General features: G+C 62.9%; 24 protein-coding genes. 14 read left to right on the top strand and 10 right to left on the bottom strand.

What is annotated here, in order from left to right:
• Position 1: 1 nt before the first annotated feature.
• Both QF015_RS10260 and QF015_RS10255 read left to right on the top strand, forming a co-directional pair.
• Positions 2 to 1,027, top strand: coding sequence for an ABC transporter permease (locus QF015_RS10260; RefSeq protein WP_310209096.1), 1,026 nt, complete (start codon positions 2 to 4; stop codon positions 1,025 to 1,027).
• Positions 1,024 to 2,730, top strand: coding sequence for an ABC transporter ATP-binding protein (locus QF015_RS10255; RefSeq protein WP_310209094.1), 1,707 nt, complete (start codon positions 1,024 to 1,026; stop codon positions 2,728 to 2,730). The genes QF015_RS10260 and QF015_RS10255 overlap by 4 nt, the downstream gene beginning before the upstream one ends.
• Positions 2,731 to 2,813: 83 nt before the next feature.
• Here QF015_RS10255 and QF015_RS10250 read toward each other — a convergent pair whose 3' ends face one another.
• Positions 2,814 to 3,470: an NADPH-dependent F420 reductase gene (locus tag QF015_RS10250; protein ID WP_310209092.1), complete on the bottom strand. Its 657-nt coding sequence runs from the start codon at positions 3,468 to 3,470 to the stop codon at positions 2,814 to 2,816.
• A gap of 144 nt (positions 3,471 to 3,614) precedes the next feature.
• Between QF015_RS10250 and QF015_RS10245 the strand changes: the two genes are divergently transcribed.
• Positions 3,615 to 4,004, top strand: a complete 390-nt coding sequence (locus QF015_RS10245) for a chorismate mutase (RefSeq protein ID WP_429388760.1) — start codon at positions 3,615 to 3,617, stop codon at positions 4,002 to 4,004.
• A 3-nt stretch (positions 4,005 to 4,007) separates the two neighbouring features.
• Complete coding sequence (locus QF015_RS10240; RefSeq protein WP_310209089.1) at positions 4,008 to 5,042, top strand: hypothetical protein; 1,035 nt, start codon at positions 4,008 to 4,010, stop codon at positions 5,040 to 5,042.
• 25 nt (positions 5,043 to 5,067) lie between these two features.
• On the opposite strand, the gene QF015_RS10235 is transcribed toward QF015_RS10240, so the two are convergent.
• The 6 genes from QF015_RS10235 to QF015_RS10210 are packed head-to-tail and all read right to left on the bottom strand — an operon-like array spanning position 5,068 to position 11,430.
• A complete protein-coding gene (locus tag QF015_RS10235; protein ID WP_429388758.1) occupies positions 5,068 to 5,793 on the bottom strand; it encodes a DUF4166 domain-containing protein in 726 nt (241 codons plus the stop codon).
• A 25-nt stretch (positions 5,794 to 5,818) separates the two neighbouring features.
• The gene (locus QF015_RS10230; protein ID WP_429388756.1) at positions 5,819 to 7,111 is read right to left on the bottom strand and encodes a DUF58 domain-containing protein; all 1,293 of its coding nucleotides are present in this window, start codon (positions 7,109 to 7,111) and stop codon (positions 5,819 to 5,821) included.
• 32 nt (positions 7,112 to 7,143) lie between these two features.
• Positions 7,144 to 8,229, bottom strand: coding sequence for an AAA family ATPase (locus tag QF015_RS10225; RefSeq protein WP_429388754.1), 1,086 nt, complete (start codon positions 8,227 to 8,229; stop codon positions 7,144 to 7,146).
• The gene (locus QF015_RS10220; protein ID WP_429388752.1) at positions 8,226 to 9,428 is read right to left on the bottom strand and encodes a DUF4350 domain-containing protein; all 1,203 of its coding nucleotides are present in this window, start codon (positions 9,426 to 9,428) and stop codon (positions 8,226 to 8,228) included. The genes QF015_RS10225 and QF015_RS10220 overlap by 4 nt, the downstream gene beginning before the upstream one ends.
• A complete protein-coding gene (locus QF015_RS10215; RefSeq protein WP_429388750.1) occupies positions 9,425 to 10,117 on the bottom strand; it encodes a DUF4129 domain-containing protein in 693 nt (230 codons plus the stop codon). The genes QF015_RS10220 and QF015_RS10215 overlap by 4 nt, the downstream gene beginning before the upstream one ends.
• Positions 10,114 to 11,430, bottom strand: coding sequence for a glycerophosphoryl diester phosphodiesterase membrane domain-containing protein (locus tag QF015_RS10210; protein WP_429388747.1), 1,317 nt, complete (start codon positions 11,428 to 11,430; stop codon positions 10,114 to 10,116). Before QF015_RS10210 ends, QF015_RS10215 begins: the two co-directional genes overlap by 4 nt.
• 222 nt (positions 11,431 to 11,652) lie before the next feature.
• Between QF015_RS10210 and mtrA the strand changes: the two genes are divergently transcribed.
• The 7 genes from mtrA to secA all read left to right on the top strand — a co-directional run bounded on the left by mtrA (position 11,653) and on the right by secA (position 22,168).
• Positions 11,653 to 12,327, top strand: a complete 675-nt coding sequence (gene mtrA / locus QF015_RS10205) for an MtrAB system response regulator MtrA (protein WP_014922244.1) — start codon at positions 11,653 to 11,655, stop codon at positions 12,325 to 12,327.
• Positions 12,299 to 14,314, top strand: coding sequence for an MtrAB system histidine kinase MtrB (gene mtrB / locus QF015_RS10200; protein ID WP_310209077.1), 2,016 nt, complete (start codon positions 12,299 to 12,301; stop codon positions 14,312 to 14,314). Before mtrA ends, mtrB begins: the two co-directional genes overlap by 29 nt.
• A gap of 2 nt (positions 14,315 to 14,316) precedes the next feature.
• Positions 14,317 to 16,029, top strand: coding sequence for an LpqB family beta-propeller domain-containing protein (locus tag QF015_RS10195; protein ID WP_310209278.1), 1,713 nt, complete (start codon positions 14,317 to 14,319; stop codon positions 16,027 to 16,029).
• 102 nt (positions 16,030 to 16,131) lie between these two features.
• Positions 16,132 to 17,175 (top strand): ComF family protein, encoded by a 1,044-nt coding sequence (locus tag QF015_RS10190; RefSeq protein WP_429388745.1) that lies wholly within the window; start codon positions 16,132 to 16,134, stop codon positions 17,173 to 17,175.
• 161 nt (positions 17,176 to 17,336) lie between these two features.
• Positions 17,337 to 18,065 (top strand): ribosome hibernation-promoting factor, HPF/YfiA family, encoded by a 729-nt coding sequence (gene hpf / locus QF015_RS10185; RefSeq protein ID WP_310209073.1) that lies wholly within the window; start codon positions 17,337 to 17,339, stop codon positions 18,063 to 18,065.
• A 29-nt stretch (positions 18,066 to 18,094) separates the two neighbouring features.
• Positions 18,095 to 19,384 carry a winged helix-turn-helix domain-containing protein gene (locus tag QF015_RS10180; protein WP_429388743.1) on the top strand — a complete coding sequence of 430 codons (1,290 nt, stop codon included), beginning with the start codon at positions 18,095 to 18,097 and terminating at the stop codon, positions 19,382 to 19,384.
• A 42-nt stretch (positions 19,385 to 19,426) separates the two neighbouring features.
• Positions 19,427 to 22,168, top strand: coding sequence for a preprotein translocase subunit SecA (gene secA, locus QF015_RS10175; protein WP_429388741.1), 2,742 nt, complete (start codon positions 19,427 to 19,429; stop codon positions 22,166 to 22,168).
• Positions 22,169 to 22,274: 106 nt separating this feature from the next.
• Here secA and QF015_RS10170 read toward each other — a convergent pair whose 3' ends face one another.
• Together QF015_RS10170 and QF015_RS10165 are read right to left on the bottom strand one after the other, a co-directional pair.
• A complete protein-coding gene (locus QF015_RS10170) occupies positions 22,275 to 22,697 on the bottom strand; it encodes an Rv3235 family protein (protein ID WP_310209065.1) in 423 nt (140 codons plus the stop codon).
• A gap of 152 nt (positions 22,698 to 22,849) precedes the next feature.
• Entirely contained in the window at positions 22,850 to 23,623 is a 774-nt protein-coding gene (locus tag QF015_RS10165; protein WP_429388739.1) for a LysM peptidoglycan-binding domain-containing protein, read from the bottom strand.
• Positions 23,624 to 23,772: 149 nt separating this feature from the next.
• On the opposite strand from QF015_RS10165, the gene QF015_RS10160 reads away from it, so the two are divergent.
• The gene (locus tag QF015_RS10160; protein ID WP_429388737.1) at positions 23,773 to 24,360 is read left to right on the top strand and encodes a hypothetical protein; all 588 of its coding nucleotides are present in this window, start codon (positions 23,773 to 23,775) and stop codon (positions 24,358 to 24,360) included.
• On the opposite strand, the gene QF015_RS10155 is transcribed toward QF015_RS10160, so the two are convergent.
• Positions 24,357 to 24,578: a helix-turn-helix domain-containing protein gene (locus QF015_RS10155; RefSeq protein WP_310209060.1), complete on the bottom strand. Its 222-nt coding sequence runs from the start codon at positions 24,576 to 24,578 to the stop codon at positions 24,357 to 24,359. The two genes, QF015_RS10160 and QF015_RS10155, sit on opposite strands and share 4 nt — an antisense overlap.
• A 153-nt stretch (positions 24,579 to 24,731) precedes the next feature.
• On the opposite strand from QF015_RS10155, the gene QF015_RS10150 reads away from it, so the two are divergent.
• Together QF015_RS10150 and QF015_RS10145 are read left to right on the top strand one after the other, a co-directional pair.
• Positions 24,732 to 25,376, top strand: a complete 645-nt coding sequence (locus tag QF015_RS10150; protein ID WP_429388735.1) for an SAF domain-containing protein — start codon at positions 24,732 to 24,734, stop codon at positions 25,374 to 25,376.
• Entirely contained in the window at positions 25,373 to 26,683 is a 1,311-nt protein-coding gene (locus QF015_RS10145; protein WP_429388733.1) for an AAA family ATPase, read from the top strand. Before QF015_RS10150 ends, QF015_RS10145 begins: the two co-directional genes overlap by 4 nt.
• Positions 26,684 to 26,739 lie beyond the last annotated feature (56 nt).

Here is a 26,739-nt window from a genome sequence, read left to right as displayed (position 1 = left end):
CATGAGCACCCCTGCACTGACCGCACCCAAGCAGCCTTTGTTCTCCCGGCTGCCCGTTGTTTCACACCTCAGGAAGAGCGTTGGCCTCCAACGCGGCATGCTCATCGTCGGCGTAGTCCTGAGTGGGCTGTTCATCCTCACCAGCATCTTTGCGCCACTTCTTGCTCCCTACGGCTACTCCCAGCTCAGCGACGCCTCGGGCTCGTTCCCAACACAGGAGCCCCCCAGCGGCGATCATCTGCTGGGTACCACCGTCGGCGGCTATGACGTCTTGTCAAGGGTCATCTGGGGCTCCCAGACGGCCGTAACGGTCATCATTGTCTCCGTGGCGATGTCGCTCTTCCTCGGCGTGGCCCTTGGCCTGCTCAGCGGCTACTTCGGCGGCTGGCTGGACCGGATCCTGGTAGTGGTGGCTGACGCCATCTATGCGTTTCCCACCCTGCTGCTGGCCATTGTCATCTCGATCGTGATCAGCCGGGGCCAATCCAGTTTCTGGGGCGGCATCTTCTCGTGTGCCTTCTCCATCACCGTGGTCTTCGTCCCGCAGTACTTCCGTGTGATCCGCGCAGAAACCATTCGCCTCAAGGCTGAGCCCTTCGTTGAATCGGCGAAGGTACTGGGGGCGTCGAGCATGCGCATCATCGGGCGCCACATTTTCAAGAACGCCACGCGGACCCTGCCGCTGATGTTCACCCTGAACGCGTCCGAGGCCATCCTGACGCTCGCCGGCCTGGGCTTCCTGGGCTTTGGTATTGAACCCACCTCCGCTGCGGAGTGGGGTTTCGACCTCAACAAGGCACTGGCAGACACTTCATCCGGTATCTGGTGGACCGGAGTGTTCCCGGGCATCGCGATCGTACTCACCGTCCTGGGGCTGACGTTGGTGGGCGAAAGCATCAACGACCTCAACGATCCCCGGATCCGTGGACGGAAACGCGCTGGCGGAACACCGGCCGTACCCACAACACCGGCAACCCCCGAGGCACCAACAGCGGCGTCGACGCCGGCAGAGGCAGGTAAGCCATGACCACCAACCTTGGACATGTTTCAGACCGGTCCGACGGCATTGAGCCCGTACTCACCATCGACCGGCTCCAAGTCACCTTCGCTACCGATGGCGGGGATGTTCACGCCGTCAAGGATGTCAGCCTCGAGGTGAAGGCCGGCGAGGTGGTTGCGATCGTGGGGGAGTCCGGGTCCGGCAAGACCGTCACCGCAAAGACCATCCTGGGCCTGCTTCCGGAAACGGCCATCAGTTCAGGTGCGGTGGTCATCAATGGCAACAACGTGATCAGCGTCAGCAAATCCACGCTGCGCAAGATCCGTGGGCGCGATGTTGCCATGGTGTTCCAGGAACCCTCCACCGCGTTGAATCCGGTCTTCACCGTGGGCTGGCAGATCGCCGAAGGCATCCGTGCACACGCAACGGACGGCAAGCGCGTCTCCGCCAAGGAGGCCAAGCAACGGGCCATCGAGGCACTGCGCAAAGTAGGAATCCCCGATCCCGAAACACGGGTCAACTACTATCCCCACCAGTTCTCCGGCGGGCAGAAGCAACGCGTCGTCATTGCGGCAGCCTTGGCCCTGAACCCGGGCCTGATCGTCGCGGATGAGCCCACCACCGCCCTGGACGTCACAGTCCAAGCGGAAATACTGCAACTTCTCCGGGACCTGAGGGACAACTACGGCACGTCCATTGTGCTCATCACCCACAACATGGGCGTGGTTGCCGATCTCGCGGACCGGGTGGTGGTCATGTACCAGGGCGACGTGGTGGAGGAAGCTTCTTCCCGGGTCCTCTTCGCTGAACCGCGGGAGGACTACACCAGGAAGTTGCTGGCTGCTGTCCCGCATCTGGGCCGCCATTCGGCGTCGGAAGGTGCCCGTGGCCGGCTCCACCAGGAGGGCAGGGTCCTCGTGGAAGCGAAGAACCTTTCCATTGAGTACCCTGGGCGCTTTGGCCGACACGGCTTCAAGGCAGTGGACAACGTCAGCTTCACGGTCTCGGAGAACGAGGTCTTTGGCCTGGTGGGCGAGTCCGGTTCAGGCAAGTCCACCATCGGCCGGGCCATTGCGGGGTTGACCCGGACCACGGGTGGCAGCCTGAAGGTGCTGGGGTACGAGATGCTGGACTTCAAGGAACGCTCCTTCCGCCCGCTCCGGAAGGAGATTGGCTTCGTCTTCCAGGACCCGGCCGCCTCGTTCAACCCGCATCTCACCATTGGTGAATGCGTTGCCGAACCCCTCATGATCCACACCAAACCAAGTGCGGCTGAGGCGAGGAAAAAAGTTGGCGAATTGCTGGAGTCAGTCCAGTTGCCGGCGTCGTATGCGCAGCGTTATCCGCACGAGCTGTCGGGAGGGCAGCGGCAGCGTGCCTCCCTGGCGAGATCGCTGGCGCTCAACCCGCGCCTGCTGATCGCCGATGAACCGACATCCGCACTTGACGTTTCGGTTCAGGCGAAGGTCCTGGACCTGTTCAAGGACATCCAGGAGCAGTTCGGTTTCGCGGCGCTCTTCATCAGCCACGACCTCGCGGTGGTGGACATGTTGTCCCACTGGGTAGGCGTGCTGTACAAGGGCCGCTTGGTGGAGCAGGGAATTGGCAACCACGTGATGGGCTCGCCGCAGCACGACTACACCAAGCGGCTCATCGCGTCCCTGCCGGTACCGGACCCCGACGAACAGGCACGACGCCGGGAAGCCCACCGCGCACTGTTGGGCGGCTAGCCCCGTCACCCGAGACTCCGGAAGTCAGCGAAAGGCACGCCCCTCCTGAGGGGCGTGCCTTTACTGCTTCAGGGAATGCGGTGCTACTCAGAAACAATGCTGATGTTGAACATCTTTCCTTGCGGCTGCTGCATGAAGATTCGGAGCCACAGCGGCAGCCACATCTCCATTCCGCGCGCGGCATCAAGGCCGCCGAGGTCCCGGATATGCTCCGCTTCCCAGCCAAATTCCTGCAGCAGCGCCGACACGATGGACTTCGCCCCCGCATCGTTACCTGCCATGAACATGTCATGGGGGCGGGGAAGCCTTGCGGGGTCCACCATGACCGGGGCACTGACGGTGTTCAAGGACTTGACCACCCGGACACCGGGGTAGGCCCGTTGGATGGTCTCCGCGATGCTGTCCGTATTGCACACAGCCAGCGAGGGAGGAAAACCCGCCGAGGAGTCCAGGGCATTGGAGACGTCCAGGAGGACCTTGCCGTTGAGGTTGGCTTCACCGGCTTCGGCGAGGGCCGCCAGGGTCACCGTGCCGGGTGTGGCATTCACTATGAGTTCGGAGCGCGCGGCGGCTTGGGCAAAGGAACCGGCATGGGCCCGTGGTCCGGACTGCTGTGCCCATTCCACGCCTTTGGGGTTGCCCGATTCGCGGGATCCCATGCTGACGTCATGCCCCAGGGACACCATGGTGGTCGCGAGCGCGTGGCCCACCATGCCCGTGCCCAAAACCGCGATTTTCATGGAAACTCCTTTGCCGGACCAGTGATGCTGCCATTCTGCTCCCATAACGGCATACGCGATACTGCCGTCGCCGCTGTGACTCGCCGCCGGCCGGGGCGGAAGTAACACCCGCGGCGGTAGCGCCCAGCACCATAGACTGGGTGCATGACCGAGCAGAACAACGCCTTTTCCGATGACGCCGATTCCTTCAACCCGGCAGCGAGTTCCCTGGCCGGACATGTGGACCGCGCCGTCATGGATGAGTTGCTGTCCATCCGGTCCAGCATCGACAACATCGACGCCACTCTTGTCTTCCTGCTCGCGGAGCGCTTCAAAGCCACCCAGAAGGTAGGAGTCCTCAAGGCCACCCACCAGCTTCCGGCCGGAGACCCGGGCCGGGAAGCCGCCCAAATCGCCCGTCTTCGCCGCCTCGCGGAAGATGCACACCTTGATCCAGCCTTCGCAGAGAAATTCCTGAATTTCATCATCAGCGAAGTGATCCGCCACCATGAGGCCATCGCCGAGGATCACCAGATCTCAAGCCAGCAGGCCTGATACATGGCGCCGGTGAATGACCTGCGCGCCAGCGCCACCGCACTGGGGCCTTGGCCTGGGACCGATCCAGCCGAGGCAACCCGGATCATCCGCGGCGAGCTCGGTGACCCCCACCTTCCGTTCCTGCCTGAACTTCCGGGCCGCGGAGTGGGTTCGGACGCTGTTGGCCGGTCGGGCTCCTTGCTGGTGGACCTGGCCCTCGACGTCCAGCCGCACGGCTGGCGGCTGGTGGACCGGCCGGGTAAAGATGCCCTGCGCGCCCGCTCTGCACTGTCAACGGACATCAACATCCTGGCCGACATCGCCGGGACGGAGGACGTCTCGCCGACGGAGTTCAAGATCCAGTTGGTGGGTCCCCTGAGCCTTGCTGCCAATCTTTACCTGCATAATGGCGAGCGGGCGCTTCTGGACTATGGCGCCCGCAGGGATATCGCGGAGTCCTTGGCTGCCGGTGTTGCAGAGCACGTCCGCCGGGTCTCGGCCGCGGTTCCGGGCGCAGGCATTGTGGTCCAGATCGATGAACCGGACATCGCTTCGGTGATGGCCGGGACCATCCCGACGGCGAGCGGATACAGGACCCTGCGGTCCGTGCCCGGGGAGGAAGTCACAGGAGCCTGGCGCCTGGTGATCGAGGCACTTAAGGCGGCGGGCGCCGTCGAGACCGTTTTTTCCGTCCCCGAGATCGAGGCGCCGATTGACCGGATCCTGGCGGCCGGGGCAGACGGTGTGGCTGTCCCCCTGAGGGCGCTGACCACACGGCAATGGGAGCAGCTGGCTGCTGCCGTGGAAGGCGGGAAGCGTGTCTGGGCCGGTGCGCTGCCCACCGAAAATCCCCAGGCGCAACTGCCACGGACTGCGGACGTCGTAGAGAGCATTGCGCGGCCGTGGCGGCAGCTTGGTCTGCCCGCCTCGGGCCTGTCAGGGCTTCGGGTCACTCCGTCCACAGGACTTGACGGGTTCAAGCCGTCAACAGCCATGGACGTGCTGACGAGACTCACCCAGGTGGCCGACGGCCTGGACCAGCTGGCGCAAGGGTGAGGTCACTGGGCAGGGAGGGAGAACGTCAGACTCTCTCTTCCCAGCGATCCGGTTCTGCATAGCGGGGAAGGGTCGTGCCGGGGGCTGCTCCCGGCAGATACGGGGCCAAACGGTAATCGAACCGGCCGGCGTAGACCAGGACCACACCTATCTGCGGCTGGATGACCTTGACCTGGATCCTGTGTTTGCCCTCGGTGTTGTCCCACCATTGCTCCGCATAAGCCCGGGCGTCGAGGGCCGCCGGCAAGGGAATGCGCAAGGGCCCCAGCAGCAGCCTGCTGGCGTTGGAAACACCGCGCAGCCGTCCTTCGGAGGTGACGCTGACGTCCAGATCCGTCACCAGTCGCCGGTACCGTCCCACATGGTCAACCAGACGGGCCCGTTCGTGGCCGTTGTGCTGACCAGGGCCGCTAACCAACGCACTCGTTGTGTCGTGGAACAGCCTTGTCCCCGAGGGGAAGTAGATTTCCCTGCGGGCTGTCAGGGCCTGGCGGGCGAAGGGATCAACATGCGCGTGGTTCTCGATCCGGAACCTGATGCCTTCGCCGTATTCAGGGAAGAAAGCTTCCTCGCTTCCTGTCAGGGCGAGCAGTGGCCGCAGCCATTTCTGCCGGCAGCCCACGACATCAAAGATGCCCTCCCCAATGCCGTAGGAGCCGGAGCCGGCCGCCAGCGAAAAGTACTCCTGAAGTTCGGGGGTCAGTTTGGTGAAATCTTCGCCGAGTGCCAGCTGGTAGATGGGGGCATTCATGGCAGTCCTTTCTGGAGCTTGTGAACTAGAGCCTTCCGGCGGCTTTAAGCCGGATGTAGGTGTCGGCGAGCAGGGGTGGGACATCGAGAGGTTCGGCATCCACCACTTCGGCACCCAGTTGCCGGAGCTGGGCCGTGACCGCGGCCCGTTCCAGCAAGGCGCGCTCGGCCGCCGCGGCGCGAAACACCTGGCTGGCCGTGGTCCTTTCCTCCTTCATGGCAGCAAGCAGGGGATCCCGGACTGACGCCACTACCACCACATGCTGGCGGGACAGTTGCGCCACCGTGGGGAGCAGACCCTCTTCGGGGGCGCCGCCGTCGAGCGCTGTCAGCAGCACCACCAGCGAGCGGTGCGCCGAGACCGCACTGACCTGGCCCGGGATTTGCTGCCAGTCCAGCTCGATCAACTCGGCTTCCAAGGGGGCCATGGCCTGGACGAGCTGACCCAACATGTTGCCCTTCGATGCTGACTCAACCCGCGCACGCAGCCTGCGGTCGTAAGCAAGGAAGTCCACCCGGTCCCCGCCGCGTTCTGCCAGCACGGACAGCAGCAGTGCCGCTTCGATCCCGGTGTCCAGGCGAGGCTCGTCCGCGATGCGCGCAGCCGCCGTACGCGACGTATCCAGGACGATGACTACCCGCCGGTCACGTTCCGGGCGCCAAGTCCGGACCACCACGGAGGTGCGGCGCGCGGTGGCCCGCCAATCGATGGACCGGACGTCATCGCCGCGGACGTAGTCCCTCAGGGAGTCGAATTCCGTTCCGGCCCCGCGGATCTGCACAGCGGCCCTGCCATCCAGCTCACGGAGTTTGCGGAGCTTCGAGGGCAGATGGCGTTTTGAGTGGAAGGGCGGCAGGACCCGGAGCTGACCGGGAAGGACCCGCGTGCGTTGCCGGGCCGCTACGCCCAGGGGCCCCAGGGACCGGACGGTGACATGGGGGCTTTCCAGATCGCCACGTCGCCGGGGAACCAGGGCCACTCTCATGCGTCGCCGTTCGCCCGGGGGGACCAGCAGCGACTGGATATTGTCGATGGCGCCGGCAGAGGGCTGCCACGCATCCCTGATGCTGGCCCGCAGCTTCCGCCGGGTGGGGTTGGCGACGGTCACCACGGTTTCCGCCCTGCCCTCCAGTGTGACGTTGCCGGGGTGCTGGCGGTCCAACCCAACCTTGGCCGGTGATGCTGCCAGGAGCAGGTCAAGTACCAGTATCAGCAGCAACCCCACGGCGACGAACAGGACCGTGGTCCAGGCCGGAAACAACACCAGCGGAATCAATCCGGCAAGGGCAAGCAGCACAAAACGACCCGTAATGGCCATTCAGGACGCCCCGGCCGGGCCAGTTGCGGAGCTCACCGCGGCACCGGGACAGAGGCCAGGATGCTTCCCAGGACGTCATCCACCTGGATTCCGTCCATCTGTGCTTCCGGGCGCAGGCCCACACGGTGCCGCAGGCACGGCAACGACAAAGCCTTGACGTCGTCCGGGGTGACGAAGGACCTTCCGGACAGCCAAGCCCACGCTTTGGAGGTGTTGAGCAGCGCGGTAGCCCCACGGGGTGAGACACCCAGCTGGAAGGACGGTGCGGAGCGTGTGGCACGGACGACGTCGACGATGTAGGCGAGAAGCTCTGGTGCTACCGCCACCTGCGCTACTGCGGCTTGGGCCGCGGAAAGCTCGACGGCGCCCGCCACCGGCCGCACTCCGGCGGCGGCGAGGTTCCTCGGATCGAAGCCGCTTGCATGGCGTCGGATGACCTCGATTTCCTCGGCCCTCCCGGGCAAAGGCATGGTCAGTTTGAGGAGGAAGCGGTCAAGCTGTGCCTCGGGGAGGGGATAGGTTCCCTCATACTCCACCGGGTTTTGGGTGGCAGCCACAATGAACGGAGTGGGCAGCGGCCTGGACACACCATCGACGGAGACTTGGCGTTCTTCCATGGCCTCCAGAAGTGAGGCCTGGGTCTTCGGAGGGGTGCGGTTGATTTCATCCGCGAGCATGATGTTGGTGAAGACCGGGCCTTCGCGGAAGGTGAATTCGGACGAGTGGGAGTCGTAGACCAATGACCCTGTGACGTCACCGGGCATGAGGTCCGGGGTGAACTGGACCCGCTTGGTGTCCAGGCTCAGGGCTTTGGACAGTGCCCTCACCAACAGGGTCTTGGCCACTCCGGGCACCCCTTCCAGGAGGACATGCCCCCCGCAGAGAAGCGCAATGAGCATGCCGGTGACGGTGGGATCCTGGCCCACCACGGCTTTGCCCACTTCCGTCCGGACGTTGAGCAGCGACTGACGTGCCGGGTCTGCAACGACGGCGTGGTGACCATTGCCGGAGGGATCGCCACCTTGCGGCCCGTCTTCTCGCGGGACGTTCTGTTGTTGGGGGACACCTCCCGTGTAGTGGCTGTTGCTGTCCGTGTAGCTGTTCGGTTGGCTGCTCATCGGGTTGTCGCCTCCTGTTCGATGTGTTCGATTTCTTGTGCCCACTGCACCAGTTGTCCTTCGTTCTCCGGCCGGAAGTCGATCAGGACGAACCGCACGTCCGTCGCCGGCCGATCCAGGCGTTGGGCTGAGGCGTCAACAATTGCTTCCCTTGTGGCGTCGCGCCCGAGGTTGAAGTGCCGTGCCAGGCGGGCCAGCGTGCCCGCACGCAGGTTGTCGGCTGCACGGCCCACTGCGCGCGAGTCCTGATAAAGGCGTGCCCTGCCTTCTGCGGTTTCGGCGGCCTTCACGACAACTGGAAGCGGCTCGAAAACCAGCGGGCCCATGCGGCGGCCCCGCCAGGCGATGGCCAGGACAACCACAATTCCCAGCCACGGTCCCACGAATGCCAGCCAGCGGGGTGCCAGTTCGTTGAGCGTGGGGGTTGAATCAGTGGCGGCGAGATCCCCGACTCCGGGCAAGTACCAGACCAGGTTCGCATTGCTGCCCAAGGTACGGAGGGCAAGGGCTGCGTTGCCTTCCGAGACAAGGTGCTGGTTGTCCACCAGGTCCGTGCTGCCAAGAACAACCACCCGTCCGTCGTCCGACGCTGCGTAGAGGCCTGACCCGTTGCCGGACGGGGAGTAGCAGACCACCGTTCCCGAATAGATGGAGCCCTGGGCAGAGACCCTGCCCGCCGTGACGGCATCCTCCTGATCGCAGCCGGGTTCAAGAACCTTCGTTGCCTCGGGAACCACGCCACCGGGCCGGAAGCCCTGCCCAAGCCCCGTCAATGTCCTGAGGCGCGGCTTGACCAGCACGACGCGGTCTGCGGCGTCCAGGATGTCTTGCAGCTGGGTCTCATCAAGAAAGCCTCGGGGGTCATAGAGGAGGACGGTGCTGCCGCGCCTGTCAGCCAACGCATCCTTGGTGTCCACCAACGTATCTGTCGTTGTGACGGATACGCCGTGGCGTCCCAGGATTTCGGCAACGGCCATGGCCCCATCAGGAGCCGGGTTGCGGGAGGACAACGGCCGTGGATCCTTGGTACCCGAGACACTGGAAACGGCAAGGAAGGCCACCAAACCCGCCAAAACGGCGCCGATCAGGATCCAGGCAAGATGCTGCCGGAACCACGGTATGAAACCGTTCCCGGGTGGGCGCCCGGCGACACCCTCTTCCTTGCCAAGCGTGGGGTCTGCCGCCACGGATGTGGTCATCGGGGCACCGCGAATCCGGCTTGGGCCTGACCGCCAAAATCGGGCTTCATCCCGAGGAGGTCGGCATCGAGCCGACGGACTTCCTCAAAGTCCGATGCTCCTGCCCCCTGCTCGCCGTAGCGCACGGCGTCAAAAAGGCGGGCGGCCGCGTTGAGCCGCGACTGCGCAGCGCCAAAAACCTGCCCCAGTTGGGCCGCGGCCTCATCGGCAGTCCTCCCGGCACGGGCGTCAATGACGTCACGCTCTTCCGCCGTGCGGACAAGGGCCCGGAACTGGTCGACGACGGCGGCCGGCCAGTCGCCGTCGTCGGCCGCGGTTGCAGCGCGTTTCCTGTATCCCTCGGAATCAATACGGTCGTCATCGCCATAGATGTCGGCGGGCGGGCTCTTTCGGCGGGCATTCAGGCGGGGCCGGACCACCACAACGGCAACGATGATGAGCGCAACAGCCAACGCGACCATCAGCGGGATGGCTACATCGGGCCCTTGGCCTGTTCCGTCCCCCTTCAAGGAGGACAGCCAGTCCAGAAAGTCACGCCACCATTGTTCCAGCCACGAGGGTTGGGCATCCGGGTACTGGGGTTTGGAAAGTTCTTCGGCGGCCCAACGCCGCGCTTCCTCGCGGTCCGGGGTCACGGGCGGCTCCATCGCTGCCACGGTGAGGGGCAGGTCCGCCGGGGTTGGCCTCATGCCGGGGGCTGCTGGCCGGGAGGGGCGGACGGAAACTGCCCGCCGTTCGGTGGCCAGGCCGGGTTTTGCGGGGGAGTCCACGGGTTAGCGGGCTGGGTCGCAGGGCTGCCCGGCACGCCATCCGGATCGGCGCCGGTTTCCATCAGCCGCATCAGTTCAACATCCAAACCATCCCGGCGCATACGGAGATCCATGTAGATCAACGCGGACACTGAGGCCTGGAAGGCGAAGGTCACCGATCCCACCAGGGCGCCGATCGCTGACGAAATCACCGTGGTGACGACCAGGGTTGCGGCAATCGACTCGGCGTCAGGGTGGGGAGTCACCACCTGGCCGATGGCACCAGCCGCCAAGGACGCCGGGATCTGGACGATCTGGGCGATAATTCCCACCATGATGGCCACCACAAGGGTCATCCCGAAGATCCGCCACCAGTTGTTCCTGGTCAGTTGCCAGGACCTGAGGAGTCCGTCGTAGACGCCTTTCCCCTCAACGACGATGGCCGCAGGCGCGAGCATCAACTTAAGGCCGATCCAGACAAAGGCCACCACCGATCCAAGCCCCAAGGGCAGGACAACGAGCAAGGCACCTGGGCCCATGGCGGAAAAGAGCAGCACTGCAATCCCTACAACAGCAGCCGCGGCGAGCAACCCGCCGAGGGTCAGCAGGACAGCAACGCCCAGGAGTGGCCAGATCCTCCGGGCGGCCAGCTTCCACATTTGCTTGAAGCCCGTACGCCGGTTGAGGACCGAGCGCGCCACCGGCACCACCAAGACGCCTTGAAGGACGGAACCCAGGAAACCGATCAGGACTGAAACGCCCAAAGTGCTTGCCATGATGGCCAGGAAAGGCCCCATCGCCTCGTTGAATTCCGCTTCGGAGCTTACGGAGTCAAAGGACATCGACAGTTGGAACATTCCCACTGTGACGATGCCGATGAACACCGCACCGAGGGCTTGCACGATTAATGCCGAGCCAAACATGGACGCGGCATTGCGGCGGATTGTTTGGAACGAGCCATCCAGGATCTCGCCGAACTGCAGTGGACGCAGGGGAATGATCCCCGGCTTGGGAGGAGCAACATAGAGAGGTTGTCCATAGGGAGGACCGGGAGGCCACCCCGGCGCCGGTTGGCCGGGACCATTGGGGCTGCCGCCCTGGGGGGCCGCCCATGCTGGGGGATTGCCCCACTGTGGTTGGTTGCCCCACTGCGGCTGGCTGCCCCACTGCGGTTGGTTGCCCCACTGCGGCTGGTTACCCCACCCGGGCTGGCCGCCCGGCTGTGGATTGTGGCCGTGCTCTGGCTGTGACACGATATCCTCCCCATAAGACCCGGCCCGCCGACATCCGACGTCCCCCAACGGACCTTGGCACCCAGCCTATAGTCCCGCCGTCGTCCCTCATAGCCTGACGCCCGGGCGGCTGTGACAGGTGGAGACCCCTTCGTGTGCAGTACGGTGGAACTGCCCTTGGGGCGCCATGCCGTGCGCCGTGCCCAACGGGACAAAGACTTGGTGATAAGGGAATATATAACTATGAAGGCACGCATTCTGGTAGTTGACGACGACGAAGCGCTCGCAGAGATGATTGGCATCGTCTTGCGCAATGATGGCTTCGAGCCGGTGTTCTGCGCAGATGGCGGCCAGGCTTTGGAGGTATTCCGCTCTTCCAAGCCGGACCTGGTGCTGTTGGACCTGATGTTGCCCGGATCCGACGGCATTGAGGTGTGCCGGCAGATCCGTGGAGAGTCCGATGTCCCCATTGTCATGCTCACGGCAAAGTCCGATACCTCTGACGTCGTCCGGGGCCTTGAGTCCGGTGCCGACGATTATGTGCCCAAGCCCTTCAAACCCGCAGAACTCGTGGCGCGTGTTCGTGCACGCCTGCGTCCGGGTGACCAGAAGGCCCCGGAAACCCTGCGGATCGCTGATGTGACCATCGACGTCGCGGGCCACTTGGTCACCCGCGGTGGTGAGCGGATTTCACTGACCCCCCTGGAATTCGACCTCCTGGTGGCACTGGCGCGCAAGCCGTGGCAGGTCTTCACCCGCGAACTGCTCCTTGAACAGGTGTGGGGCTACCGCCATGCCGCAGACACGCGACTGGTCAACGTCCACGTCCAGCGTCTGCGGTCCAAGATCGAACGCGACCCGGAAGCGCCCGAAGTCGTCTTGACGGTGCGTGGTGTCGGATATAAAGCAGGTTCCTGAGTCCCCGGTCGGCAAGGCCGGCGCGGCAGGAGAGAGCCCCGATTCCCAAGGTCCGGAAACGGCCGGTGTCCACCAGGTGACCCCGGCTCCGTCGACGACCTCGGAACCCTCCACTGAGCAGTCCACTGAGCAGCCCGGCGGGTCGTCCCCGGCGTCATCTGCGGGGCAACCGGCACGGAACCGCAGGACCCTGCCCTGGATCCTGTCCAGGGCACGGATCTGGACGCGGCGCGGACTCATCCTCGTCCTGCGGGTTTCGCGGCTTGTGTCCATCGGCGTCCGGCAGATCAGACCGGGCCTTCGCTACCTCTGGCGCTCGTTGCTCCGTCGCTGGCGGCGGTCGCTGGAATTCAGGACGGTCCTGACGACGTTGCTCCTGGCTGTGACATCGTTCGCCATCGTTGGCGCATACCTGTCCAACCAGATCGCCAACAACCTTTTCCAGGAGCGGCTGGCCCAGGCCGAATCCGAGTCCCGCTACAACGTGAAGCAGGTCCAGGACACGTTCGACGGCGCGCAAGTCACCGACCAGTCAAGTGTCATCACCCTGGTTTACGACACCCTCACCGCCGTAGAAGGACGCGGTTCGGTGATCCAACGCCGGTACGTCTTTGAAGCGAAGCCTGAACAGACCAAGCCACGAAACCGCTGGGTTGAGTCACGCGCGTCCGATCAGCTGACGGTCAGGGTCATACCTCCGGAGCTGCGGAAGGCTGTCCAGGAAGGCGGCAAGCAGCAGTTCTGGGCCTCCACCCAATTCCCCGTGGGCAATGAGGACCGACCCGGCATAGCCGTTGGAAACATGGTGACGTTCAATGGCACCTCCTATGAGCTCTACCTGATCTACGACCTGAATACTGCGCAGCAAACGTTGGACGAGATTCAGAACGTCCTTTGGGCCGGTGGTGCAGCGCTGGTCCTCATGATCGGGGCCATCGCCTGGTACGTAACGCGCAACGTCGTCAGTCCCGTCAGCCACGCCGCCGTGGTCTCGGAGAAACTCGCGGCAGGCCAACTCCAGGAACGCATGGTGGTCAAGGGCGAAGACGAGGTTGCCAGGCTGGGGGCTTCCTTCAACCACATGGCGGCAAGCCTCCAGGAACAGATCACCCAATTGGCCACGCTGTCGCAGATGCAGCAGCGGTTTGTCTCCGATGTCTCGCACGAACTGCGTACTCCGCTCACCACTGTCCGAATGGCTGCCGAAGTGCTCTTCGACGCCCGTGAGGATTTCGATCCCATGAACAAGCGCTCGGCTGAGCTGCTGTATCACCAAGTAGAGCGTTTCCAGTCCTTGCTGTCGGATTTGCTGGAGATCTCCCGCTTCGACGCCGGTGCGGCCGTCCTGGATGCAGAACCCCAAGACATTTTCCAGGTCATCTCCCATGTGATGGAGGGCGCCGCTCCCGTCGCTGCTGAGTACGGCTCGGAAGTTCGCTTGAATGCCCGGCAAAAGAGCATCGTGGTGGAGATGGACTCCCGGAGAATCGACCGGATCCTCCGGAATTTGCTGCTCAACGCTTTGGAGCATGGAGAGGGCAAACCGATCCATCTTTCCGTAGCGGCCAACCACGACGCTGTGGCAGTCTCCGTCAGGGACCACGGAATCGGGATGAGCCAGGCCGAAGCTGCCAGGGTGTTCGATCGCTTCTGGCGGGCAGATCCGGCACGAGCCCGGACCACCGGCGGCAGCGGCTTGGGTCTGTCCATTGCGGCTGAGGACACCAAACTGCACAATGGCTGGCTTCAAGCCTGGGGTCGCAAAGGATCCGGCTCCAACTTCCGTTTGACGCTGCCCCTGCGACAGGGTGGCACCATCCTGAAGTCGCCGCTTCAGCTTGAACCTGCCGACATCGAGTTTCCCGGCACCGCGAGCGAGCGGCAGATGCTCATCCTGGGGACGGAATCCGGTGGTGCTCCGCTCCCGCCGCAATCCAGTGCTGGTAAGCCTGCCTCAGAGGATGATGCTAAAGGGGAGAGGGCATGACCATGATGCGTTTTCGGCGCTCAAGGGCAGTGGTGGCCATCCTTGCGGTGCTGATGGTCTTGCTTGCTTCGTGTGCGCAGATTCCGCGCTCCGGCCCTGTCGGGAAGAGCAAGGACGAAGGCGCAGGCAATCCCAACGCGCCGGTCTTCTTTCCTGCAGCCCCACGCGCGGGATCAAGCCCCGAGACCGTCATAGAAGATTTCTACATGGCCGGCAGCGGTTATGAGGACGATTACCCTGTTGCACGCCAGTATCTGACCCAGGCTCAATCCGTGACATGGAAGCCGGACAAACGGGCCATCGTTTTCCGCGAGGCGCAGGTGGTCAAGGCTGCGGGGGAGAATGAGTACCTTTACGAGCTGGACCTTGCCTATTCAGTGGATGCCGACGGCGTGGCAACCCAGTTCCCGCCGGGAACCAAGGAAACCATCCCGCTGACCCTTGAGCAGGTGGAAGGCCAATGGCGGATCTCCAAGGTGCCGGACGGTACAGCGATTCCGGAGGAGACGTTTAAGGTTATTTATGGGGCATTCCCCATCTATTTCTACGACCCCACCTTTACCTATGCCGTGCCCGACTACCGCTGGTTCATCAAGAAGAACACGGTGAAGTCCATGACCTCAGCCGTGCTGGCCGGGCCGGCACCCTACTTGAGGGGTGCTGTCGTCAGCGCTTTCCCCTCAGGGATGAAGCTCGCGCGGGAATCCGTTCCTGTGGTGTCCGGGGCAGCGCAGGTGGACCTCTCTGCCAAGGAACTGTTTGACGCCTCAGCGGAAGACCGGCAGAGGATGCAGAACCAATTGGCGCTGACGTTCCGCAGCCAGCCCGATGTCATCAACGTCCAACTGCGCGCGGACCAGGACCTGGTGCGGGTCGAAGACAACGGCACGGTGCTGCCTCCCGTCCTGGATAAGAGTGTTCCGGCCCGCCAGATCGCTGTGAGCAACGGTGACCTGGTGCGCTATGAGAACAACAGGATGACTCCGCTTCCGGACATTCAATCGGTCGCCGGATTGGGCCCCCATTCTCCTGCCGAGTCCCCGGTGTCCCAGACGGCTGCGTTCCTCAACGGCGACAAGACGACTCTCTACGCGATCGAACCCGGACAACCCGCACGCCAGCTGACCACCAGGAGCACTCTTACCGGTCCTTCGTTCAGCCCGCACGATTGGGTCTGGACAGCGGGACCTGGGGCAAACGGGGCTGCCGAAGTGGTGGCGTTCAAACCTACGGGTGTTGCACCCGGCATGGCTGTACCCAGCGTCACCATCACCCCTTCCTGGCTCTCCGGACGGACCGTCAAGGACTTCAGGATCTCCCGCGAGGGGACCAGGGCGCTGGTAATTTCTGAAGCCAACGGCAAATCGACCGTGCAGATCACCGGGATTGTCCGGAACACCGACGGCGTTCCCAAGGACCTGACCACGCCCATCACGTTGTTCAGCACCGGCGCAGCTGACCAAGGAGTATGGGTCAACAGCTCAACGGTTGCAGTGATGTCCAGTTCGGCTACCGGAACCGTGGTACCCGAACTGCTCTCCCTGGCATCGGGCGAACCGCAGCAGTTGGCACCGTGGGACGGCTTGACCAGCATCAGCGCTGGAAACGGGTCCGAACAGATTTACGGGCAATCAGAGGATGGAGTGTTCCAACGTGTCGGTAATGGTTGGGAGCTCCAGTTGAAGGGGCCCACAGAGCCGGCCTTTCCGGGCTGACCTGCAGTAGGAATGCACCGTCGGATGTCCACATGATGCCGGATGTCCACATAGGGTGACCAGGGCCTGTCGGCCGGCCCGGCGCTATTGCAGGCTTGCACCATGACAACGTCCGGCGCCGGTAGTTCCAGGGAAACGGGATCTTTCCGTACAGCGGGGACCACCCGTGGCATTGAGATCCCGCATCGTGGGCGGCAGCCCCGGCGAAGCGCCGACCCTGACATCCATCCAGCGGTCCCGGCAAGGGGACGTCGACGCGGCAAGGACCAACGACGCTTTGGCCGGCTCTTGGCCGCACTGCAGGGAACTGCAGCGGATCTGCTGGCCCTGTTGGTTCCGGTTGATTGCGTTTGTTGCGGCGTGGAGGACGCAGTGTTGTGCGGGAGCTGCGCGAAAAGCGTCCGCCACCTGTGCAGGCAGCCCTTCCGCGCGGAACAGGAATCGCCCGCATTGGTTGAGGTCGAGGGCACAACGAAGTTCGGGGTAGTGGCGGCAGGGCCTTACCGCGACGAACTGGCACAGTGCGTGCTGTCCTTCAAACATCTTGGTCAGTGGCGTCTGGCTGATGTCCTGGCCACATGCCTTGGTAAAGCTGTGGAGACCGCCATTGGGAGTCGTCCCGGCTACGTTCTTATTCCGGTTCCTACCAGTGGACGGGCCTACCTCAAGCGTGGATTCAGCCCGCTTCACTTACTGCTTTTCTGTGTCCGAAGACGAGGCCTCGTGCCCCAGTGCCCCAGCATCGACGCGCTGGAAAAGAGAGCGGAATTTCCTCCGTACGCGGTCAGCCGGGATTCTTTTCGAAGACTGCCTGCACTGATCGCGGAGGTCCTGCCGGGCAAGGACGGGCCAGCTCGCCCGGCGGGCCAGAAAGGCTTGGGGAGAGGTGCCAGAGCCAGCCGGGTCCGGGGCTCCATGCGGGTGCGCCGCCGGTTCGTGGTGGAGGTCAGGGGAAGGAGATGCATCCTGGTGGACGACGTCCTCACCACCGGGGCTACCCTCGCTGAGGCGGCACGGGCCGTTGCAGCTGCCGGCGGAGTCGTCTGCGGCGCCGTTGTCCTCGCGGCCACGAGGCCACCAGCCTACGCTTCACGGACCGCCGCGGACGACCCCCCGGCAGTCCTGACGACTCAATCAAAAAATTAGTGACTAAAGGATGAATAACGCGTGGCGATGAACTAACGTCGGTTGTGGGTACCAAGAACAGATGTACCTGTCGATAGCGGCTCGGAAAGGGGCTCGACTGTCCGTCAGACAAGCCCCCAACAGCGTCGTTGTCGTGTCACCTGAGTTATTTGGAGGGCACCATGGAGTTCATGATCAGCGGACGAAATCTCACAGTTTCTGACCGCTTTCGCGAATACGCCGGCGAGAAAATCTCAAAGATTGAATCGCTGGGGGATAAAGTCCAGCGAGTCGACGCCAAGGTTTCCAAGGAAACCAACCCCAGGCAGATGCCGGGCCAGCTCACCGTTGAAGTGACAGTCCTGGGCCGCGGCCCCGTCATCCGTGCCGAGGCCACAGCCGCTGACAAATTCGCTGCCTTCGATCTCGCGTACAACAAGCTTCTCGAGAGGCTTCGCCGTGCGAAGGACCGGAAAAAGGTGCACCACGGTCGCCACACGCCGAAAGCCGTGCGTGAGGCAACAGCAACACTCGAGCCCGCCAGTGCGAGCGAGCCGCTCTATGTTGAGGCAAGCAACCACCAAGAGCCCGCTCCGCAGGCAGATGAGCGTTCTCCTTACGACATCGAGAACGACATTCCGGCAGGCGATTCACCCGTCCTGATCCGCCGGAAAGTGTTCCCCGCAGCATCCCTTACCCTGGATGACGCTGTGGACAATATGGAACTCGTTGGCCACAACTTCTACTTGTTCCTGGACAAGGAAACCAATGCCCCATCGGTTGTCTACCGACGCAGTGGCTGGACGTACGGTGTGATTACTCTTGACTCCACATGCGAGCCCGGAGAGGAAGCCGTGGAGGAGAAGATCCACGCTTACCGGTCCGATGATCAGGCGTCCACAGCCAAGTAAGGCAATATTTCCTGAATGAAGGGACTTCCATGACCGCTTCGCTGAGCCTGTTCCAGGCACGGCGGATCGCATTGGCGGCTCAAGGATTGGCAAAGGTCCGGCCTGCCGGCCCCGTGACAGCACGGGCGGTGGGCCGGACCTTTGCCCAACTCCAGCTTGTCCAGATCGACTCCGTGAATGTGGTGGCACGAAGCCACTACCTTCCGTTCTTTTCCCGGCTTGGCAATTACGACCCCACGATCCTCCACGCCATGGCTGCCCGGAAACCACGCAAGATGATGGAGTATTGGGCACATGAGGCGAGCTTCATCCGGCCTGAGCACTTCCAGGACTTGTTGGTGTGGCAGAGGCGGGCATGGGTGGGGGCCCATCATTTGGAGCCCCTGGTCCGCCAAGAGATGGAAGACCGCATCATCGCCGCACTGACGGCGGGCCGCCCCATGACGGCATCGGAGCTGACGGCAGAGCTCGGACACAACGAGGAAGCCGGACGTGGGAACTGGGGATGGAACTGGAATATCGTCAAACGCGTCCTGGAACACCTCTTTGAACAGGGCCGGGTTTCTGCAGCTTCACGGACACCACAGTTCGAACGCAAATACACCTTGACGTCCAGAGTTGTTCCTGTCGAGGCACAGTCCGGGGGTGATGCCGAAGAGTCGCTCGACCGCCTCCTTGATGCGGCCGCCCAAGCCCACGGGATCGGCACCGTTCGCTGCTTTTCCGACTATTTCCGGACGCCCCTGAAAGCAGGAAGGGACTCGGTCCAGCGTTTGGTTCGTGCAGGGCGCCTTCAACCTGTAACCGTCCGGGGCTGGGACAGGGAAAGCTACAAGCACGTCAATGCCAAAATGCCACGCAAAGCCGAAGGCCGAGCGCTGTTGAGTCCTTTCGACTCCCTGGTTTTTGAACGACGGCGCCTTGAGGAGCTTTTTGGCTTCCACTACCGGATTGAGATCTACACTCCTGCCGCCAAGCGACAGTTCGGGTACTACGTGCTGCCGTTCCTGCTCAGGGACGCGATCGTTGCCCGCGTGGACCTGAAGGCCGACCGTGCCGCTGGCCGGCTTTTGGTGCGCTCGGCGTTCGGGGAGATCGGCGCTCCGGCGGATACCGCCGTCGAACTTGCCGCTGAACTGGACCTCATGGCCGTGTGGCTCGGGCTTCGGGAAGTGGTGGTCTGGCCCGTGGGAGATCTCGCGGACGCGCTTTCCGGAGCTGTCGCAGCACGTGGTGATGGCGTCCGGGGGCTTCTGGCACCAGGCAGTCCGCTCACAGGGGAACCCGGCAACGTGGCGCTGGTCTCTCCCGTAGACTGAAACAGCCAGAATTCGGCAGCATGAGACTGGGAGCAATTTCACGTGGCATCACTAATCGAAAAACTTCTCCGCACGGGTGACAAAAAGACACTCAAGCAACTGCGGAACTATGCCGATTCCATCAATGCCCTGGAAGAGTCCTTCAAGTCCTTCACAGACGCCGAACTCCGCGAGGAAACGGACCATTTACGGTCCCGCCATCAAGACGGCGAAACTCTGGAAGCCCTCCTTCCGGAAGCATTCGCTGCCGTCCGCGAGGCTTCTTCACGTACCTTGGGCATGCGTCACTTCGACGTTCAGCTGATGGGCGGTGCCGCACTTCACCTGGGCAACATCGCGGAAATGAAAACAGGTGAAGGCAAGACGCTGGTAGCCACCGCCCCGGCTTATCTCAACGCCCTCGCCGGCAAAGGCGTCCACGTCGTCACGGTCAACGACTACCTTGCTGAGTACCAGTCAGAACTTATGGGCCGCGTCTACAGGTTCCTCGGACTGACCAGCGGGTGCATCCTGTCCAATCAAGACCCCTCGGTGCGCAGGGAGCAGTACGCCGCGGACATCACCTACGGAACCAACAACGAGTTCGGTTTCGACTACCTGCGCGACAACATGGCCTGGGACGCGAGTGAACTCGTTCAACGCGGCCACAATTTCGCAATCGTGGATGAGGTCGACTCCATCCTGATTGATGAGGCACGCACGCCGCTCATCATTTCCGGTCCCGCACAGGGCGATACCAACCGCTGGTACAGCGAGTTCGCCAAAGTTGTGCTTCGCCTGCAGCCTGAAGTCGACTACGAGGTCGATGAAAAGAAGCGAACCGTAGGTGTCCTTGAAGCCGGTATTGAAAAGGTGGAGGACTACCTCGGAATCCAGAACCTCTACGAATCGGCCAACACTCCCCTGATCGGCTTCCTCAACAACGCCATCAAGGCCAAGGAACTGTTCAAGAGGGACAAGGACTACGTTATCCTCGACGGCGAGGTCCTCATTGTCGATGAGCATACCGGCCGTATCCTTGCCGGGCGCCGCTACAATGAAGGCATGCACCAGGCGATCGAGGCCAAGGAAAATGTCGAGATCAAGGCGGAGAACCAGACCCTCGCCACGGTGACTCTGCAGAACTACTTCCGCATGTACTCGAAGCTTGCCGGTATGACCGGTACCGCTGAGACCGAGGCTGCAGAGTTCATGAGCACTTATAAGCTCGGCGTCGTCCCGATCCCGACCAACCGTGACATGCAGCGCATCGACCAGTCCGACCTCGTCTACAAAAACGAGGTTGTGAAGTTCGACGCCGTCGTCCAGGACATAGCCGAACGGCACCAAAAGGGCCAGCCGGTGCTGGTAGGTACCACCAGCGTCGAGAAGAGTGAGTACCTCTCCAAGCTGCTGGCCAAGGAAGGCATCCGGCACGAAGTCCTGAATGCCAAGAACCACGCACGGGAAGCGTCCATCGTGGCTCAGGCCGGACGAAAAGGCGCCGTTACTGTTGCCACCAACATGGCCGGTCGCGGTACTGACATCATGTTGGGTGGCAACGCCGAATTTACCGCCATCGCGGAGTTGGCGAAGCGCGGTCTCGATCCCGAAGAGAACTCTGAAGAGTACGAGGCCGCGTGGCCCGAAGCACTGTCCGCAGCCAAGCAGGCGGTCAAGGATGAACACGAAGAAGTTCTCGACCTTGGCGGACTGTACGTGCTGGGCACGGAGCGCCACGAATCACGACGGATCGATAACCAGTTGCGCGGCCGTTCAGGACGCCAAGGCGACCCCGGTGAATCCCGCTTCTACCTTTCGCTGACTGATGACCTCATGAGGCTGTTCAATTCCGGCGCGGCAGAACGCCTCATGAACAGCTCCGTACCGGATGACGTTGCCCTGGAATCCAAGCTCGTCTCCCGCGCCATCGCCTCTGCCCAAGGCCAGGTGGAAAGCCGCAACGCCGAGCAGCGTAAGAACGTGCTCAAGTACGACGACGTGCTCAACCGCCAGCGTGAAGCGATCTACGGCGACCGCCGCCGGATCCTTGAAGGGGACGACCTCCATGAGAAGGTCCAGTTCTTCCTCGAAGACACCATCAACGCCCTCATTGATGCTGCAACCGCGGAGGGTACGGGCGACGACTGGGACTTCAACCAGCTGTGGGCCAACCTGAAGACGTTGTACCCGGCAACTGTTACTGCTGAGGAAATCATTGAGGAAGCCGGCGGCAAGTCCCGCGTCACGGCCGAATTCCTCAAAGATGAGATCCTGTCGGACGCCCGATTGGTGTACCAGGCCCGCGAAGAGGCCATCGGCTCTGAGAGCATGCGGGAGCTGGAACGCCGCGTTGTCCTGTCGGTCCTCGGCCGCAAGTGGCAGGAGCACCTGTACGAAATGGATTACCTCAAGGAGGGCATCGGCCTCCGGGCGATGGCCCAGCGGGATCCCTTGGTTGAGTACCAACGCGAAGGCTTTGTCATGTTCCAGAGCATGATGGAAGCCATCCGTGAGGAGAGCATCGGGTTCTTGTACAACCTTGAGGTCGAGGTAACACCTGCCGAAGATGTCGTGGTGGTCGATGATACGGCTGCGGGCGCCCACACTGAACACCATGAACCTCAGATCCGGGCGGCGGGCCTGCAGGCACCGGAGAAGCCGGCCCAGCTGCAGTACACCGCCCCGGGTGAAGACGGCGCCACCCAGACGCGCATCGAGGGGCGTGCATCCGGCCGGTCCGGCAATCCTGCAAAGGCAGCAAGCCAGGACCAGCGTAAGCCGGCAAAAAAGAAGCGCCGCTAACCTCCGGCGGATGTGCCGTGATTGATAGGTGAAAGGGTGAACCCCGGACTCGTTGTCCGGGGTTCACCCTTTTCGTTTGCCGCCGAAAATGGTTGTTCGGGCCGGCCTACCCAATTTCCAGGGCAGTCACCCGCCACACGCCGTCGATGCGTTCCAGTCTCATGGCAACGGCCCGGCACCGCTGCTCCTCCGCAACAACGATGCTTGCTTCGCAAATGTCATCGGTGATGGGGCAGGTTCGAACAGACCGAACCATGGGGCTGCGGTGCGGTTGCAGGTTGCCGCGGACCCTTGCGGCGTGCTTACGGGTGAGGGCTGCTCTGTGCTGGAGAGCCAGGTAGCAGTCTGGGTCCAAGGATCGGGACAGTTGGCTCACCGCGCGGGTACCCGCAAGTACCTCCAAAGCTGCCTGGGCAATACTTCGCGCCACCAGCCGGACGTCGATGGCCGAACCGCTGGAACCGTAGGCAGCAATGGTGCGTTTGGTGCTCTGACGGCCCAGGGGCCGGCTGGCGGTTGCAACAATCATGGTCATACCTCGTGCGTTCACTACATGAACACGGCGTTGGGGAACGCGCGGCTCGGGTGGCTTCAGCTGGGATGACGTTGAAAGTGGTTACGGCATGGACCGTGCCCCTGAGCGGGTGGTGTCCATGGTGCGGGGGCCCGGGGACCAGCCCGTCAGCCAGGCGATGGTGGTCGCAGAACCAGACCCGGAGTCAGCACCGATGGGTCGTCGCCAATGGCCCCGCGATTTGCGGCATACCATTTCGGCCACATCAGCGCGACCTCCACATCTGTCGCAAAGGGGGCCAACCGTGACGCGGCAATCGACCACAGGGAGTCGCCATCCTTGACCACGACGGTGGTGTCATACGTAGTGGCCTCTTGGCGGGAGGAGGGGCGGCTCAGCAGCCCGGGATCAATCACGGGGGACAGAGGCTGCCAGCGCGGATCGCTCATGACCGACCCGGATGTATCGGCTCGGGGCGTTTGCGACACATGGGTGGCCCTGGCGAGGGACGTAGGTGTCCACGCAGGATGCGGCGACTGGCCCGTGGTCGCGGGTGCCGGATCCCAAGCGGGGGAGGGTGTGGCCGAAGCCGCTTGGGCCATGCTGGCACCGAGGAGATTCATGCTGACAAGTGCAACAGCAAGCCGCAGCATGAAAGCCGGGCTGCACTTGGCGACGGCATTGGCGCCACGGGTTCGTCCGCTTCGATGCAGCAACGAAGCGCATATGGCGAGCAACAGGGAGAGGGTCCACCACGCCACCAGTGTTACCCCGGCGGCAGTCGCTGCAAAACCGAGGAGGTGCTCAAAGGAAAAGCTTTGCTGGTGCTGTTCTGCCCGGCGCCACTGGTCCAAGAGCGTGTTGCCCATGTAAACGAGCAGCAAGGCAAGGCCAAGAATCGATGCCGCGAAGGCGGCATCGCTGCGGAAGGTTCGTGTCATTCAAAGCCCCCAAGCTTCGTTTGATGCAATTTGATGTCATTTGACATCGCTCGCCTTATTCTGACCATGTTTTGCTGCTGCTGTCCAATCGGGGCATTAAGGCACACGCCGGATTGGCCCGCCTCCTTGTTGCAGCCTAGTCTGACTACATGAGATGGGACTCTCTCTTTGACGATTTGGAAGCACAATTTTCTGCCGAGCGCGCCTTGGAGGTGGAAACCGAGATCACTGAGCGGGCCAGGGTCGAGCTTGCGGCGATCGAACTGGGGGACCGCCTTCGCGGTGCCGCTGGAGCCGACATCAAAGTGTTCCTGACCGATGGCAGCATTATTCACGGGCTGCTGCGGCACGCAGGCGGCGACTGGCTGGCCCTGTCCGAAGGTTCGCGGGAATATCTTGTTCCCCTTGCCGCTGTGCTCTCATTCCAAGGCTTGGGGAGGCTGGCGCTTAAGCCCGCGGTGCGAATGAGGCTTCCGCTGGGGATTGCGTCCGCTTTGCGGGCGCTCTCCAGGGATCGTTCCGAACTGGAGGTCCACCTCAATGCGCAGACCGGCCAGGGCTACAAGTTGCAGGGCGTCATCGACAGGGTTGGGCGGGATCATTTCGACCTTGCCGTTGTCCCGCACGGAGAGGTGAGGAGGGAGCGCAACGTGGCATCGGTCATGACCATCCCATTCACGGCCCTTGTGGCCCTGTGCTCCCTTGGGATCCAGGACACGCTGCGCGGTAACCGCTAAGGCTGGTTTGTCTTAGTTTTTGCCTCTTGGATCATGCGGCTTGCTTCTGCATAGCGATCCTGGATGTACTGCTCCAGCATCGTTTCCTCGATCCGCCATTGTCCCCGCCCGCCCACTTGGATGGCTTTCAGCTCGCCGCTTCGAACCAGGGCGTAAGCCTGCGGGGAGTTGATTTGGAGTTGTTCGGCGACGTCCGCCAGAGTCAGGAATCGGGGCATTGGACCATTTTGCCACCGTTGGCACTGTTTGGTGTAGTTATCCACAGTTTCAAGCCTTTTGGGCTCGTTGGCTTTGGTGCGTTGGCGAGCCGCCGGTAAGAATGGGAAGGCGGGTCTGCCGACCTCGCCATCACACATCGGGGGAGCAGGAACATGAGCCAACAGGCACCCGTCGCCGGGGCAAGACTGAGGAAGCCATCATGGAAAGATCCCCGGCTTCTTATCGGCGTGCTGCTGGTGCTGGTTTCCATTGCCGGTGTCATCGCCTTGGTTGGCTCGGCGGACAGGACTACCCAGGCCTACACTGCACGGGAAGATATAGCAGTTGGTCAGGTGGTTACGGTGTCAGACCTGTCGATCGTCAAGGTGCGCTTGGACGATATCGAGCCCGGTTACGTGACGGTGGAGGGCGGCTTGGCCGACGGCAAAGTGGCGCTGCAACGAGTAGCCAAAAACCAGCTCGTTCCCCAGGAAAGTCTGGGAAACGCGGACTCCTTGAACAGGAAGCCGGTCGCCATAACCATGGAAGGCGAACTGCCCGCCCAAGCCATTGCAGGTGCCCGCGTGGACGTTTGGGTCGCCTTGCCGGGTACGACCAGCGCGTTCGATAAACCGCAGCTGCTGTTGCCGGGAGCCGAGATCGCGCAGGTTGTCCCGGGCTCCACTGGGTTGGGAGCAATGAAAACCACCCAGGTGCTGGTACTCGTGACAGATGAGCAGATGCCCATGTTGCTGGGTGCTCAAGCCAACAAGGCCAATATTTCCGTGGTGTGGAATCCGGCAGGCCTCAATCCATGAGCATTCCGGTTGTCACTGTCGGCCCGGCTCAAGAGGCTGTAGTGGGAGGACTGGAAGGCCTTCACGGACCGGTGACCGTGGTGCGCAGGTGTTCAGAGCTTGCTGAGCTGATGGCTGTCTGCCAAAGCGGTCTGGCCATGGCGGCCGTCGTAGCGGAAGGCTGTGAGGAACTCACTACCACTCTGGTGGATCGGCTGGGGGCGGTGGGTGTGTCGGTCGTGGCCCTGACGGATGATCCGTCGGAAGTCCAACGGTTGCACTCCATCGGAGTTATCGCGGCCGCCTGTGGGGTGGAACCGTCCACGCTCGCCGCCAGGATTGCCGAAGCCGTTGGTGGTGAACGCACCCGCGGCCGTCTGGGGACAGGACAGGATGCCGCCTTCGCGGATGCCGGCGCTGATCCCCTCCCGCTGCCGGATTCTGGGACCGCTGAAGATGCGCCGGACGGTTCCGGCCGTGTCTTCGCCGTTTGGGGGCCCATAGGGTCCCCCGGCAGGACCATGGTGGCCGTCAATATTGCGGCCGAGTTGGCAGCAGAGGGCCAATCCGTCCTGCTCGTGGATGCTGACAGTTATGGTGCCAGTGTGTCTGCTGTTCTCGGGCTGTTGGACGAGTCGGCGGGACTCGCCCAGGCGTGCAGGCTGGCCGACCAAGGCCTTCTGGATGTCAGTGCGCTGAAGGCGGCAGCTATGCCGGTCTTCTTGAAGGGCGGTTCGTTTCGAGTGCTCACGGGAACGACGCGCGCAGATCGCTGGACCGAGCTTCGGGCAGCGGCCCTCTCAGTGGTCCTTGAACGGGCGAAGGACATAGCAGACGTCGTTGTCGTGGACACGGGATTCTGCCTTGAAGCGGACGAAGAACTGAGTTTCGATACCCTGGCGCCCCGTCGCAATGCCGCAACGCTTCGCAGCCTGGAACTGGCCGAAGTTGTTTTCGCCGTGGGGACGGCAGATGCGATCGGAATACCGCGTCTGGTCCGAGGCTTGGCCGAACTTGAAGCAGCGGTTCCGCAGGCCTCACCCCGGGTGGTGCTTAACAAGGTCAAGAAGGCAGCGGTGGGCCATGCGCCCAAACAGCAATTAGCGGAAGCTTGGGACCGCTACGGTCCGGGCCTGGGAATCGAAGCGTACCTGCCGGCGGACCCGGCGGCCTGCGACGCAGCGCTCCTCTCGGGTTCAGTTCTCCTGGAGGTTGCGCCCGAGTCTGAGCTGCGCGCGGCCATCGCGAAACTCGTCTGTGCGTCCGTACAGCAAAAATCGCATTCTTCTGGCCGAACTACCAGAGCCCGGCGTCTTCTTAAGCGCTAGGCTCGCATTGTGGGCTGCAGAGTCGCAGCAATCAACATGTGATGGAGGCGTTTGTA

The sequence above is a fragment of the Paenarthrobacter sp. TE4293 genome (assembly GCF_050435325.1).
Taxonomy (GTDB): Bacteria; Actinomycetota; Actinomycetes; order Actinomycetales; family Micrococcaceae; genus Arthrobacter; species Arthrobacter nitroguajacolicus_C.
The sequence above is the reverse complement of the archived record's forward strand: the minus strand, read 5'-3'. Positions and strand labels throughout refer to the sequence as shown.